Origin of the sequence: Glycomyces sp. TRM65418 (genome assembly GCF_019710475.1) — a bacterium.
Lineage (GTDB): Bacteria > Actinomycetota > Actinomycetes > Mycobacteriales > Micromonosporaceae > Glycomyces.
On record NZ_JAJFAX010000005.1, the window covers coordinates 312,958 to 326,900 of the forward strand.

A 13,943-nucleotide genomic window follows, 5' to 3' on the forward strand; every position below is an offset into this window, starting at 1 on the left:
CTGTGCACAACCCCGGTTTTCTGTGGAAAAGCTGTGGACGGCGTGTGGAAAACAGGCGGGAGTGCGATTCCGATTCGCGATTCTCCTGTGGAAGACCCTGTGCATAACCTGTGGAAAAGCTGTGGACGAGGCTGTGGACGAGATGTGGAAAACTCGATGATCGCCGGAGGCTGTGGATAAGCTCCTGACTCATCCACAGGTTCTCCACAGCCCGTCCACAGGCGCGAACCCCGAAGGACCTGCGGAAAGAAGGGTTTTCCACAGTTTCCACAGCACCGACTACTACGACGACAGTTATATCTATAGAGCGTTCATTAGTAATAGCGCTGTGAACAACCGCGCTTCAGCAAGAAGGAGCGACCCATGAAGTTCCAAGTTGATCGAGACACCTTCGCCGACGCGGTCTCCTGGACCGCCAAGAGCCTCCCGGCCCGCCCGTCGGTCCCCGTCCTCGCGGGCGCGCGCCTGTCGGTCGACGACGGCAAGCTGACGATCTCCGGTTTCGACTACGAGATCTCCACTCGGGTCACCGTCGAGGTCACCGGGGAGTCGGCGGGGACCGCCCTGGTCTCCGGCAAGCTCCTGGCCGAGATCGTCAAGGCCCTCCCGAACAAGCCCGTCGACTTCGTGGTCGACGGCCCCCACGCCGAGCTCACCTGCGGGTCGGCGCGCTTCACGCTGCCGACCATGCCGCTGGAGGACTACCCGAGCCTGCCGCAGATGCCCGAGGCCATCGGCACGATCGACGCGGACGAGTTCGCCCGGGCCGTCGCGCAGACCGCCGTCGCCGCCGGCAAGGACGAGACCCTGCCGACGATGACCGGCGTCCAGATCGAGATGACCGGCGGCGGCATCGGCATGCTCGCCACCGACCGCTACCGGATGGCCATCCGCGACTCCACCTGGGAGCCCGGCGCCTCCGACGTCGCCGTCACCGTCCTGGTGCCCGCCAAGGCCCTCGCCGACACCGCCCGCACCTTCGGATCCCACTCCGGCCCGGTGACCATCGCCGTCCCCCAGAACAGCGAGGGCGCGCCCGGCATGATCGGCTTCACCGCCGGCGGCCGCCAGACGACCTCCCGCGTGCTCGACGGCCAGCTGCCGCCGCTGCGCAGCCTCCTGGCGACCTCCTACGCCACGACGCTGAAGGTCAGGACCGCCGACCTCATCGAGGTCGCGCGCCGCGTCGCGCTCGTCGGCGACCGCAACTCGCCCATCCGCCTCTCCTTCGACGAGGACGGCCTCGTGGTCGAGGCCGGCGGCGCCGAGGACGCCAAGGCCTCCGAGGGCATGGACTGCTCCCTCGACGGCGAGCCGGGCAAGATCGCGTTCAACCCGACGTACCTGCTCGACGGGCTCTCGGCCATGGACGCCCCCTACACGGCGTTCAAGATGAACGAATTGGGGAAGCCGGTGGTGATGACCGGGCAGCCCGCGCCCGAAGATGAGGAATCTGACACAAACCACGACGTGTACCTGTACATGCTGCAACCATTGCGATGGGACGCCTGACCGCACAACGACGTGAGTGATCCTGGCGCGCGGAACATCGCAGACCGTTGACGTGAAAGGGGGCGCGACATGCAGATCGGCATGATCGGGCTCGGCAAGATGGGCGGCAACATGAAGTTGCGGCTCGAGAAGGCGGGACACCAGGTCGTCGGCTACGACCGCAACCCGGCGGTGGCCGACGTCGGCTCGCTCGACGAACTCGTCGCGGCCCTGGAAGGCCCCCGGGCCGTCTGGGTCATGGTCCCCGCGGGCGAGGCCACGCGCTCCACCGTGGCCGAACTGGCCGGGCTCCTCGCCGAAGGCGACATCGTCGTCGACGGCGGCAATTCGCGTTTCACCGACGACGCCGTGAACGCCGCGCTCCTGGCCGAGCGCGGCATCGGCTACGTCGACGCGGGCGTCTCCGGCGGCGTCTGGGGCATCACCGAGGGCTACGCGCTCATGGTCGGCGGCGCCGAGGCCGACGTCGAACGGCTCATGCCGGTCTTCAACGCGCTCAAGCCCGAAGGCGAGTACGGCTTCGTCCACGCCGGCGGCGTGGGCGCGGGCCACTACGCGAAGATGGTCCACAACGGCATCGAGTACGCCATGATGGAGGCCTACGCCGAGGGCTACGAGCTGCTCGAGGCCTCCGAGCACGTCGAGAACGTCCCCGAGATCTTCAAGTCCTGGCGGTCGGGCACCGTCATCCGCTCCTGGCTGCTCGACCTGCTCGACCGGGCCCTCGACGAGGACCCCGAGCTCGACAAGATCAAGGGCTGGGTCGAGGACTCCGGCGAGGGCCGCTGGACCGTGGAGGAGTCGATCCGCCTGCGCGTGCCGCTCCCGGCCATCACCGACTCGCTGTTCGCGCGCTACGGCTCCCGCCAGGACGACTCCCCGGCCATGAAGGCCGTCGCCGCCCTGCGCAACCAATTCGGCGGCCACGCCGTCAAGCCGGACTAGCGGCGGCCACGCGCCCGGGACGCGACGACGTCGCGCCACCACGGCGAACCCGACAGCGGAGACGGGCCGTGACTCCCCGGAGTCGCGGCATCCGGTCAAGCCCCATCCACGAGCAGGCGGCACAATAGAGGCGTGCGTGTACGACAGCTGCAACTGAGCGACTTCCGGTCCTACGCGCACGCCCAAGTCCTGTTCGACGACGGACCCTCGATCCTGGTGGGCCCCAACGGACACGGCAAGACCAACCTGGTCGAGGCCCTCGTCTACCTCGCGAACCTCCGCTCCCACCGGGTCGCCTCCGACGCCCCCCTGGTCCGCCAGGGCTGCGAGCAGGCCGTCATCCGCGCCGAGATCGTCCACGACTCCCGCCGCCTCCTCGCCGAGCTCGCGATCGTCCCCGGCAAGTCGAACAAGGCCCGCCTGAACAAGACCCCGCTCGCCCGCCCCCGCGAGATCATCGGCGCGCTCAAGGCCGTCGCCTTCGCCCCCGAAGACCTCGCGCTCGTGCGCGGCGAGCCGTCCGCGCGCCGCCGCTACCTCGACGAGCTGCTGTGCGCGCGCTTCCCCCGCTACGCCGGCGTCCGCGCCGACTACGAGCGGGTCCTCAAACAGCGCAACACGCTCCTGCGGACCGCCTACCTCGCGAAGAAGACCGGCGGCCGCGGCCCCGGCGGCGCCGAGATGGCCACCCTCGACGCCTGGGACGCCCACCTCGCCCGCCACGGCGCCGAACTCCTCGCCGGGCGCCTCGCGCTCCTCGACGACCTGGCCGAGCCCGTCGCCAAGGCCCACGCCAAGATCGCCGACGGCCGCTCCGAGGTCACGCTCGCCTACGAGTCCGAACTCGGCGACGGCCTCGCCGCCGACCAGGACCTGCTCGCCGCGCGCCTGGGCGCCGCGCTGGCCGGCGCCCGCGCCAAGGAGGTCGAGCGGGGCACGACCCTGGTCGGCCCGCACCGCGACGACCTCGACCTGCAGCTCGGCTCGCTCCCGGTCCGCGGGTACGCCTCCCACGGCGAGACCTGGTCGGTGGCCCTCGCGCTCCGCCTGGGCGCCTTCGAACTCCTCCGGGCCGACGGGGCCGCGCCGATCCTCATCCTCGACGACGTGTTCGCCGAACTCGACGCCACGCGGCGCGAGCGCCTCGCCGAATACGCCGAGGCCGCCCCGCAGACCCTCATCACCTGCGCCGTCGCCGGGGACGTCCCCGAGCGGCTCACCGGCGCCCGATACGACGTGTGGGAAGGGGAGATCAAGCGTGTCCTATGACGGCTCGGCCTCGGGCGGCCACAACTACCGCCCGCGTCCCAAACGGCGGGGTAAATCCGACGACCCCCGCTTCCGCAAGGAGTGGTCCGGACCCGGGCCCGACAAGCGCGACCCCGAACTCCTCGGGAGCCTCCTCCCCCAGGTCGTGCGCAAGAACGGCTGGACCCGCAAGGTCGCGGACGCCTCGGTCTTCGGCCGCTGGGAGTCCATCGTCGGCCCCGAGATCGCCGGCCACTGCCGCCCCGAGCGGCTCGAGCACGGCGAGCTCCTCGTCGTCGCCGAGTCCACCGCCTGGGCCACGCAGCTGCGGCTGTTCTCCCGGCAGATCCACGGCAAGCTCGCCGCGGCCCTCGGGCCCAGCGTCGTCAAGCGCCTGAAGATCGTCGGACCGCAGCAGCCGACACGTTCCTACGGTCCGAGGCGAGTACGGTTTAATGGCTCTCGGGACACGTTCTGAAGCCGCGCACCCCTGGGTCCGTAGGGGGGTTCATGTCCATGGCTCCCGACGCGACTGTGACGACAACGGAGCGCAGAGAAGCGGAATCCGCAGCGCGGACGAAGTAGACTTGACGCATGATGCGACGGTCGGGCGCTCACGGCGCCGACCGTCGCGATTTGGTGAGACCACTGCCGCGGGCGCGCCCCGCGGCGCGCGTCACCGGATCGGACATCCGGCGTCAGCGCTGCCAGCGGGCTGAAAGTGTCACAGCCATGGGCTAGCTTTCTCACTACCGACCGTGTACGACGACAGAAGGAGTTGCCGGTGGCGGCGAAGCAGCAGGACGAGTACAGCGCCAGTTCGCTGACAGTCCTCGAAGGCCTCGAGGCGGTCAGGAAACGCCCGGGCATGTACATCGGCTCGACCGGCGAGCGCGGCCTGCACCACCTCATCTGGGAAATCGTCGACAACTCCGTCGACGAGGCCCTGGCGGGCTTCTGCACCAGCATCAACGTGACGCTCCTGGCCGACGGCGGCGTCAGCGTCGAGGACAACGGCCGCGGGTTCCCGGTCGACCTCCACCCCAAGCTGAAGAAGCCCGGCGTCGAGGTCGCGCTGACCGTGCTCCACGCCGGCGGCAAGTTCGACTCCAAGTCCTACGCCGTCTCCGGCGGCCTCCACGGCGTCGGCGTCTCGGTCGTGAACGCGCTGTCCACGAGCGTCTCGGTCGAGATCCGCAAGAACGGCCACGTGTGGCGCCAGGAGTACAAGCACGCGCAGCCCGGCCCCCTCGAGAAGGGCGAGCCGACCGACGAGACCGGCACGAAGCTGTCGTTCTGGCCCGACGACGCGATCTTCGAGACCCTCGAGTTCGACTACAAGACGATCTACCGCCACCTCCAGGAGTACGCGTTCCTGAACAAGGGCCTGGCGATCACCTTCCGGGACGAGCGCCCCGACCACCTCGACGACGAGGGCAACGTCAAGGACGTCACCTTCAAGTACGACGAGGGCATCGCCGACTTCGTGCGCCACCTCAACGCCTCCAAGAGCGCCATCCACCCCACGGTGATCGCGTTCAGCGCCGAAGAGGACGGGCAGTCGATCGAGGTCGCGATGCAGTGGAACGAGTCCTACGGGGAGTCGGTCTACACGTTCGCGAACACGATCAACACCCACGAGGGCGGCACCCACGAAGAGGGCTTCCGCTCCGCGCTCACCAACGCCGTCAACAAGTACGGCCTGGAGAAGAAGATCATCAAGTCCGAGAAGGACCGCCTCTCCGGCGACGACATCCGCGAGGGCCTGGCCGCGATCATCTCCGTGAAGCTGCGCGAGCCGCAGTTCGAGGGCCAGACGAAGACCAAGCTCGGCAACACCGAGGTCAAGGGCTTCGTGCAGCGCGTGTGCAACGAGTGGCTGCCCGACTGGCTCGACCGCCACCCCAAGGAAGCCCGGATCATCGTCCAGAAGGCCTCCAGCGCCGCGAACGCCCGCAAGGCCGCCGCGCAGGCCCGCAAGCTCGCGCGCCGCAAGAGCCTGCTGGAGACCTCCTCGATGCCCGGCAAGCTCGCCGACTGCCAGTCGACCAACCCCGAGGAGTGCGAGATCTTCGTGGTCGAGGGCGACTCGGCCGGCGGCTCGGCGAAGCAGGGCCGCAACCCGCGCACCCAGGCGATCATGCCCATCCGCGGCAAGATCCTCAACGTGGAGAAGGCCCGCCTCGACAAGATCCTCAAGAACAACGAGGTCCAGGGCATGATCACCGCCCTCGGCACCGGGATCCACGAGGAGTTTGACGTCGAGAAGCTCCGCTACCACAAGGTCATCCTGATGTCGGACGCCGACGTCGACGGCCACCACATCAACACGCTGCTCCTGACGCTGCTGTTCCGGTTCATGCGCCCGCTCCTGGAGATGGGCCACGTCTACATGAGCCAGCCGCCGCTGTACAAGATCAAGTGGAACAAGAAGGGCGACCTCGTCGACTACGCGTACTCGGACGCCGAGCGCGACCGGATCATCGAGGCGGGGATCGCCGCCGGCAAGGCCGACCCGCGCCGCTCCGACGGCGTCCAGCGCTACAAGGGTCTCGGTGAGATGAACTACACCGAGCTGTGGGAGACGACCATGGACCCCGCGCAGCGCAACCTCCTCCAGGTTCAGCTCGACGACGCGGCAACCGCCGACGAGCTGTTCAGCGTCCTGATGGGTGAGGACGTGGAGAGCCGCCGCCGGTTCATCCAGGAGAACGCCAAGGACGTCCGCTTTCTGGATATTTAGCGGCAGAGCTTGGACATCTGGCGAGCGCAGCTCGTACCACGATCCGACTGACAGAGCAAGGAAGCACTGGTGCCTGAGAACAACCAAGACCAGCTGGAGATCCCGGAAGGCGGCGGCCGCATCGAACCGGTCGGCATCGAGGTGGAGATGTCCCGCTCCTACCTCGACTATGCCATGAGCGTCATCGTCGGGCGCGCGCTGCCCGACGTGCGCGACGGACTCAAGCCGGTCCACCGCAAGATCCTCTACGCCATGTACGACGGCGGCTACCGGCCCGACCGCGGCTACGTCAAGTGCTCGCGCGTCATCGGCGACGTCATGGGGCAGTACCACCCCCACGGCGACTCCGCCATCTACGACACCCTCGTCCGCATGGCCCAGCCGTGGAGCCTGCGGTACCCGCTCATCGACGGCCAGGGCAACTTCGGCTCCCCGGGCAACGACCCGGCCGCCGCGCACCGCTACACCGAGAGCCGGCTCGACCCGCTCGCGATGGAGATGCTGCGCGACATCGAAGAGGACTCCGTCGAGTTCGAACCGAACTACGACGGCAAGACCACCGAGCCGATGATCCTGCCCTCGCGGATCCCGAACCTCCTCATCAACGGCTCCGAGGGCATCGCGGTCGGCATGGCCACCAAGATCCCCCCGCACAACCTGCGCGAGGTCGCCGGCGCGGTCAACTGGTGCCTGGACCACCCCGACGCCACCGAAGAGGAGGCGCTCGAGGCGATCCTCGGCATCATCACCGGGCCCGACTTCCCCACGGGTGCCACGATCCTCGGCCGCGCCGCGATCGAGGACGCCTACCGGACCGGCCGCGGCTCGATCAAGATGCGCGCCGTCATCGAGGTCGAAGAGGACGCCAAGGGCCGCCCCTGCCTCGTCGTCACCGAACTGCCCTACCAGGTCAACCCCGACAACCTGGCCGAGCGCATCGCCGACCTCGTCAAGGAGGGCAAGCTCGGCGGCATCGCCGACATCCGCGACGAGTCCTCCGGCCGCACCGGCCAGCGGATCGTCATCGTGCTCAAGCGCGACGCGGTCCCGAAGGTCGTGCTGAACAACCTGTACAAGCACACGCAGCTGCAGGACACGTTCGGCGCGAACATGCTGTCGCTGGTCGACGGCGTCCCGCGGACGCTGAACATCGCGCAGATGGTCCGCTACTACGTGGCCCACCAGATCGAAGTGATCCAGCGGCGCACCCGCTACCGGCTCCGCAAGGCCGAAGAGCGCGCCCACATCCTCCGCGGGCTCGCCAAGGCCCTCGACCTGCTCGACGAGACGATCGCGCTCATCCGGCGCTCGCCCTCGGCCGAGGAGTCGAAGCAGGGCCTCATGAGCCTGCTCGACGTGGACGAGATCCAGGCCGTCGCGATCCTCGACATGCAGCTGCGCCGCCTCGCGGCCCTGGAGAGCCAGCGGATCATCGACGAACTCGTCGACATCGAGAACCGCATCGCCGACCTGGAAGACATCCTCGCCAAGCCCGAGCGGCAGCGCGCGATCGTCCGGGACGAGCTCGCCGCGGTCGTCGACCGCTGGGGCGACGAGCGGCGCACCCAGATCCAGCCCGACGCCGGCGAAGTGTCGATGGAGGACCTCATCGCCCGCGAGGACGTGGTGGTCACCATCACCCGCGGCGGGTACGTGAAGCGCACCAAGACCGACTCGTTCCGCTCCCAGAAGCGCGGCGGCAAGGGCGTCCAGGGCGCGCAGCTCAAGCAGGACGACATCGTCAGCCACTTCTTCGTGTGCACCACGCACGACTGGATCCTGTTCTTCACCAACAAGGGCCGCGTCTACCGGGCGAAGGCCTACGAGCTCCCCGAGTCCAGCCGCACCGCCCGCGGGCAGCACGTGGCGAACATCCTGGCGTTCGGCCCGGACGAGCACATCGCCCAGGTCGTCCAGATCGCCAACTACGAGGTCGCCCCGTACCTGGTGCTGGCGACCCGCAACGGCCTGGTGAAGAAGAGCCGGCTGACCGACTTCGACTCCCCGCGCACCGGCGGCATCGTCGGCATCAACCTGCGCGACGGCGACGAACTGGTGGGCGCCGCGCTGGTCGAGCCGACCGACGACCTGCTCCTGGTCTCGCGCAAGGCCCAGTCGATCCGGTTCCAGGCCACGGACGAGTCGCTGCGGTCGATGGGCCGCGCGACCAGCGGCGTGATCGGGATGCGGTTCGTGGGCGACGACGAACTGCTGACCATGATCGTCCTGCGCGATAATATGGACATCCTCGTGGCCACCAGCCGCGGTTACGCGAAACGCACTCCGGTCGACGCGTACCCGCCGCAAGGCCGCGGCGGCAAGGGCGTGCTGACTGCGAAGATCACGGAACGGCGCGGCGACTTGGTCGGAGCGTTGGCGGTGACGCCGGACGACGAGCTGTTCGCGATCACCTCGGAGGGAGGCGTCATCAGGACTCCGGTGCAGCCGGTCCGTCAGACTTCGGACCGCAACACCATGGGCGTCAAGCTGATCGACCTGCCCGACGAGGTTTCGCTGCTCGCGATCACCAGGAGCGCCGAAGAACCGGAACCCGATGATGGGCAGGACGAGTAGATGACCGACGCGAAGGCCACCGACGCGGGGACCGAGCGCGACGACGTCCCGGAGTTCTCCGAGACGCCGGCGGGCGACCAGGCGCAGTCCGACGACGCGAAGGCGGAGCCGGCCGAGAGCGCCGCCGCGCCGCCCGCGGCCGCCCAGGACCAGACGCTGACGCTGCGGCGACCGCCGGGGATGACCCCGCCGCCGGTGACCCCCCAGATGCCGGGGAACACCGCGGCCAACCAGGCCGCCGGCGTGGCGTCCTCGGCCCGGGTGGCCGACGCGGTGCGCGCCGCGCGCGCCGCGGTGAGCCAGGCGACCGCGCGGGGCCCGCGCCGGGCCCGCCTGCGGCTCAAGCGGATCGACCCGTGGTCGGTGATGAAGTTCTCGTTCGCCGTCTCGATCGTGCTGTTCATCGTGATGGTCGTGGCGACCACGGTCCTGTACATCGCGCTCGACGCGATGGGCGTGTTCGACACCGTGAACGACATGCTCCAGATGCTCATGGGCACCAACGCCGACAACGCCGAGGCGGCGGAGGACTTCCGGATCACCGCCAAGGGCGTCATCGGGGCCGCGGCCCTGCTGGGCGTGGTGAACATGGTCCTGTTCACGGCCCTGGCGACGCTGGGGTCGTTCATCTACAACGTGTGCGCCGACCTGGTCGGCGGCGTCGAGGTCACCCTCGCCGAGCGCGACTAGGCGACAGCGACACGGGTGCCCGCGGCCGGGACGGCCGCGGGCGCCCGTCGTCTCGTCCGGGCCAGTGACGGCCGTCCCTTCAGGCCGGGCCCCCCGTTCGCGATCGGCCCGGGAGTGGGGTAATCTTTCTCAGCGTTGCCGATGAGGCCTCACCGGTCCAGGTGGTCCTCGGGTCCGCGACGACAACCCGTGAGGGCGTATAGCTCAGGTGGTTAGAGCGTCGAGCTGATAACTCGAAGGTCCCAAGTTCGAGTCTTGGTACGCCCACCAGTAAAATCCCAGCTCAGGCCATGTGCCGAGCTGGGATTTCTGTCTATTCGGGACCGTGAGGGCCCTGATTTGAGGCAGATTTGAGGCATCTCCCGGAGGAAACCCGCAGGTCACAGGACTTCTTGCGCCCAAAGGGAAAATCGACTCCAAGGTCACGACGTCGGTCAATGTCTTCTGCATTCCGGGAAGAGACAGGGAAACCATCCCGAAATATGGGAGATTCGGGTTGTCGATCTGCGGTCATCGCTCAGCGAGGAGCTTGAGGGTGAGCTCGTGGAGCCGGTCGGCCGCATCGGGGTCGAAGTCCTTACCGGTCAGGGGGATCGGCGTGCGCCGCCGGAACGCGGTCACCTGCGCGGCGGGAGGGTGGTCGATATGGTCGACCATCGGCGGGATCGCCTTGTCGACCCGCTGGGCCAGGAGCCAGGCCATGGTCTTGGTGACCGCTCGTTGCGGCTGCGGGAGCGGGTCGGCGAGACTGGTCTTGACGAACAGTGGGTTGTACAGGACATAGCGGATTCGCGTGCCCGGATGGCGCTGGGGGAAGTCGACGCCGAGCAAGTCGTTGCAGCGGGACGCTTGCATCGCAGCGTTCTTGCCGGTGTAGCCGTGGTGAAGTTGCGGGTCGTCCCAGTGGATCCGGCCGGGAAGGCCGCCGGGTCCGGCCAGATTGAACACGACCGGGGCATGGCCCTGGTCGAGCCGGCCGGCCAGGCCGTGGCCGATGACGAAGCGGCTGAGATAGGACAGGGCGAAGGTGTACTCGAGGCCGTCGGGAGTCTCTTCGCGCCGGGGCCGGAAGCGCTGAGTGGCGAAGACGAGTCCGTCGAGGCGCTCTGTCGTGGCCTCGACCTCGGCGACCACCGAGCGCATGCCGTTCAGGGTACTCAGGTCGGCTCGCAGGAAACGGAAGCGATCGGCGGCGCCGAGTCGTTCGGCCTCGGCCCGTAGTGCCTCGCCCTTGGCCGGGGTGCTCCCCGCGGTGATGACGCGGTCCCCACGGGTCAGGAAGTGCAGTCCCAGGCCTTTCCCGATTCCGTCGGTGCCGCCGGTGATCACATAGGTACGCACGGCATTCATGCCCTTCTTCATAAGTCATCGATCGATGACAAACGTTAGCCTGTCGCACTCGATAAGTCAACAATTGATGACTTATGATGACTTCATGAGCGAACCCAAACGCCGCGACAAGGCGGCGACCCGAGCGGCACTGCTGGAGGCGGCCCGCCACCGGTTCACCGAGCACGGCTTCGACGGCTCCAGCGTGCGCGACATTGCCGCCGATGCCGGGGTCGACGCGACGCTGATCTTCCGCTACTTCGGCTCCAAGCAGGCGCTGTTCGCCGAGGCCGTGCGCATGGAAGTCCCACCGGGTCTGGGCGGGGATCATCGACTCGCGCCTTCGGAATTGGCCGAGGAGATGCTCCGAGAGGTCGTCTTCGCCGGCGCTGATCCGGCCAGCGAGCATCCCCTCCTGGTCATGCTTCGCTCGGCCGGCCGGCCTGAGGTTCGCGTGCGGCTGCGTGAGCAGGTCTGCGGGGACTACCTCGCCGACTTCGCCGATCGTTTCAAGGGCGCCGACACTGAGGTGCGGGCCGAGCTCGTCGGTGCACTGCTGATCGGCATCGGGCTCATGCGCTCGGTCGTCGGCTCCCCGGCACTCTCCGAAGTCTCGTTCGAACAGGCCAGGGACCTGGTCGTAGCCATGGTCACCGCTCTGCAGGACCAGTCCGATCACCACGCGACTTGAGACCAGATCTAAGTCCATAATAGATACCTAGTGAGGCGGATATGAGGCAACTGCCTGTACTGGCATGTCGCCGTATGCTCTGTGCTGAGCGACGCCTTCGGGCGCGAGGCCTGCTCACGGGGTGCTCGGTCTGGTTCGGGCACGTAAGATGCCAGTTCTGATAACTCGAAGGTCCCGAGTTCGAGTCTTGGTACGCCCACCAAAACCCGCCGCAAGCCGGCGGGTTTTTTCATGCCCGGGACACCGCGCACGTCACCGCAGCGGCCGGGACGACCCGGCCGCCGGGCGCCTTGCACCCGGTGAACCCGCGCCCCACCGAGAAAGCAGCCCGCCCTGGCCGACGCACCCCGCTCCTTCCTGTTCCTCCTCGGCAGCGCCCGCACCGGCGGGAACACCGAGCGGCTCGCCCGCGCCGCCGCCGAACACCTCGAACCGGCCGCCGAGCGGCGCTGGATCCACCTGGGCGAGCTCGGCCTGCCGCCGTTCACCGACCGCCGCCACATCGGCTCGGGCCGCACCCCGCCCGCCGAGGGCCCCGAGCGGACCCTCCAGGACGCGACCCTCGCCGCCACCGACATCGTGATCGCCTCGCCCCTGTACTGGTATTCGGTGAGCGCCACTGTGAAGACCTATCTCGACGACTGGGCGGGCTGGCTGCGCGTGCCCGGCCTGGACTTCCGCGCCCGCATGGCCGGACGGCGGCTGTGGGGCGTCACCGCCCAAGCCGACGAGGGCCCCGGCGCGGCCGCGCCGCTCGTCGGCACCCTGCGATCGACGGCCGGGTACATGGGGATGGAGTGGCGGGGCGTGCTCGTCGGCACCGGTTCCAAGCCCGGCGACGTCGACCGCGACGAGCGGGCGCTCCGCGCGGCCAAGACCTTCTTCACCGACGCCGCGGCGGTGCCCGCGGCGACGGCCGACGTCCGGTACTGACGGCGCCGCCCGGCCCGGCGGCCGGGCGCCTCGCAGTTCGCTATGCTGAGTCGCATCGTGCAATGCCGAACACGGTGTTGCTGTACGCGGCAATCTCTGATATAGGGGGCCTGGGTCCATGTGGAAGAAGATCTTGATCGTCGCCGGTGTGGCCACGGTCGCATTCGTGGTCGCCAAGAAGGTCAAGGCGATCAACGACGACCGCACCCTGTGGCACGAGGCCACCACCTCCGCGGAAGACGTGCGCTGACCGACCGCGTTAGCCAGTTCACTGCGTCCCGGGTATCCTCGCTGTTGCCGTGCGCGCGGCGGGGATACTCATAGGGTCCAGCCCCGCGCGGCTGACCGAGGGGCCTTAGCTCAATTGGCAGAGCACCGCCTTTGCAAGGCGGGGGTTAGGGGTTCGATTCCCCTAGGCTCCACCCCAGGCGTCAGGACGCAGTCCTGAGCCGCACGACGACCGTCGACGGCACCGGCCCAGGCCGGTGCCGTTTTCGTATGCTCGGTCGCGGTGGGCCTGGAGGCCGCCGACCGGTCCCGGCCGCGGCAAGACGATGCGGTCCGCACCGCGCCCGCCCCCGCTGGAGGCATCGTGCTCGCTCACGAATACGGATACCGGGTCTCGGCCGACTGCGCGCTGGCCGCCGACGGCACGCAGGCGGCGGCTCACGCCTCGGAGGAGCGTGCCAAGGCGGGGACCAGGACCATGCTCCGGTGGAACGGCACCGCATTCGCGTTCGCGGCGCTCAGCCTCGTGCTGACGTTCGTCGTCTCGGTCCGGTTCGCGCCGCTGATCGCGCTGGCGGTCCTGCTCTGGTGCGGGGTGTTCCTCAACGATGCGGTGCGGTCGAAGCGGGAGCCGTCGATAGCGAAACTGATCGTCTTCCCGCTGAGCGCCGAGCCGTGGCAGGCGTGGCCCTGCCGGGTGGCGGACGCGCGGGGGAAGGCGAACTCGCCGACGAAGCTGGTGTACCTCATGTCGCCCGACCAGGAGGTGGTGCGGGCCTTCAAGACCCGGATCCCCGAGGAGGTCGGAAGTCGCATGGCGCACGGCATGGGCGTGCTCTGGGTCTGCGGGGACCTCGAGTCGCCGCCGATGCCGGGCACCGACGGCGTGGCCATGGCATCGGTGGGCGGCGAAGTCGTCTGGGGCGCACGGCACGCGTCGCAACGCCAGACGAGGGACGGACCGCCGCCGGCACCGGCGTTCTCCCGGATCGTCGAGGAGGCTTCCTCCGCCGAGATGGGCAAGCGGCTCAACCCGTGACGCCTCGGCAC

At 68.7% G+C, this 13,943-nt stretch carries 12 protein-coding genes and 2 tRNA genes; 13 read left to right on the top strand and 1 reads right to left on the bottom strand.

Annotated features, from left to right (window positions below; genetic code table 11):
• Nucleotides 1-363 precede the first annotated feature (363 nt).
• From dnaN to K3N28_RS13780, 8 genes are all read left to right on the top strand, one after another.
• The gene (dnaN, locus tag K3N28_RS13745; RefSeq protein WP_228093104.1) at nt 364-1,512 is read left to right on the top strand and encodes a DNA polymerase III subunit beta; all 1,149 of its coding nucleotides are present in this window, start codon (nt 364-366) and stop codon (nt 1,510-1,512) included.
• A 69-nt stretch (nt 1,513-1,581) separates the two neighbouring features.
• Nucleotides 1,582-2,457 (top strand): phosphogluconate dehydrogenase (NAD(+)-dependent, decarboxylating), encoded by an 876-nt coding sequence (gnd, locus tag K3N28_RS13750; protein WP_228093105.1) that lies wholly within the window; start codon nt 1,582-1,584, stop codon nt 2,455-2,457.
• A 132-nt stretch (nt 2,458-2,589) separates the two neighbouring features.
• A complete protein-coding gene (recF, locus tag K3N28_RS13755) occupies nt 2,590-3,726 on the top strand; it encodes a DNA replication/repair protein RecF (RefSeq protein ID WP_228093106.1) in 1,137 nt (378 codons plus the stop codon).
• Nucleotides 3,716-4,183: a DciA family protein gene (locus tag K3N28_RS13760; RefSeq protein WP_228093107.1), complete on the top strand. Its 468-nt coding sequence runs from the start codon at nt 3,716-3,718 to the stop codon at nt 4,181-4,183. Before recF ends, K3N28_RS13760 begins: the two co-directional genes overlap by 11 nt.
• 306 nt (nt 4,184-4,489) lie before the next feature.
• On the top strand, nt 4,490-6,448 hold the full coding sequence (gene gyrB / locus K3N28_RS13765) for a DNA topoisomerase (ATP-hydrolyzing) subunit B (RefSeq protein ID WP_374209767.1): 1,959 nt from the start codon (nt 4,490-4,492) through the stop codon (nt 6,446-6,448).
• A 69-nt stretch (nt 6,449-6,517) separates the two neighbouring features.
• Nucleotides 6,518-9,022: a DNA gyrase subunit A gene (gyrA, locus tag K3N28_RS13770; RefSeq protein WP_228093109.1), complete on the top strand. Its 2,505-nt coding sequence runs from the start codon at nt 6,518-6,520 to the stop codon at nt 9,020-9,022.
• Nucleotides 9,023-9,712: a DUF3566 domain-containing protein gene (locus K3N28_RS13775; RefSeq protein ID WP_228093110.1), complete on the top strand. Its 690-nt coding sequence runs from the start codon at nt 9,023-9,025 to the stop codon at nt 9,710-9,712.
• Between the two features lie 193 nt (nt 9,713-9,905).
• Nucleotides 9,906-9,982: transfer RNA gene (locus K3N28_RS13780), tRNA-Ile, on the top strand.
• A gap of 240 nt (nt 9,983-10,222) precedes the next feature.
• Here the strand turns inward: K3N28_RS13780 and K3N28_RS13785 are convergent.
• Nucleotides 10,223-11,062 (bottom strand): SDR family NAD(P)-dependent oxidoreductase, encoded by an 840-nt coding sequence (locus tag K3N28_RS13785; protein WP_228093111.1) that lies wholly within the window; start codon nt 11,060-11,062, stop codon nt 10,223-10,225.
• Between K3N28_RS13785 and K3N28_RS13790 the strand changes: the two genes are divergently transcribed.
• From K3N28_RS13790 to K3N28_RS13810, 5 genes are all read left to right on the top strand, one after another.
• The gene (locus tag K3N28_RS13790; protein WP_228093112.1) at nt 11,061-11,732 is read left to right on the top strand and encodes a TetR/AcrR family transcriptional regulator; all 672 of its coding nucleotides are present in this window, start codon (nt 11,061-11,063) and stop codon (nt 11,730-11,732) included. The genes K3N28_RS13785 and K3N28_RS13790 overlap by 2 nt on opposite strands.
• Before the next feature lie 333 nt (nt 11,733-12,065).
• Entirely contained in the window at nt 12,066-12,665 is a 600-nt protein-coding gene (locus tag K3N28_RS13795) for a flavodoxin family protein (protein WP_374209779.1), read from the top strand.
• Between the two features lie 118 nt (nt 12,666-12,783).
• Nucleotides 12,784-12,915: a DLW-39 family protein gene (locus K3N28_RS13800; RefSeq protein WP_228093113.1), complete on the top strand. Its 132-nt coding sequence runs from the start codon at nt 12,784-12,786 to the stop codon at nt 12,913-12,915.
• A 99-nt stretch (nt 12,916-13,014) separates the two neighbouring features.
• A tRNA-Ala gene (locus K3N28_RS13805) sits at nt 13,015-13,087 on the top strand.
• Between the two features lie 170 nt (nt 13,088-13,257).
• On the top strand, nt 13,258-13,932 hold the full coding sequence (locus K3N28_RS13810) for a hypothetical protein (protein WP_228093114.1): 675 nt from the start codon (nt 13,258-13,260) through the stop codon (nt 13,930-13,932).
• The last annotated feature ends 11 nt before the right edge of the window (nt 13,933-13,943 follow it).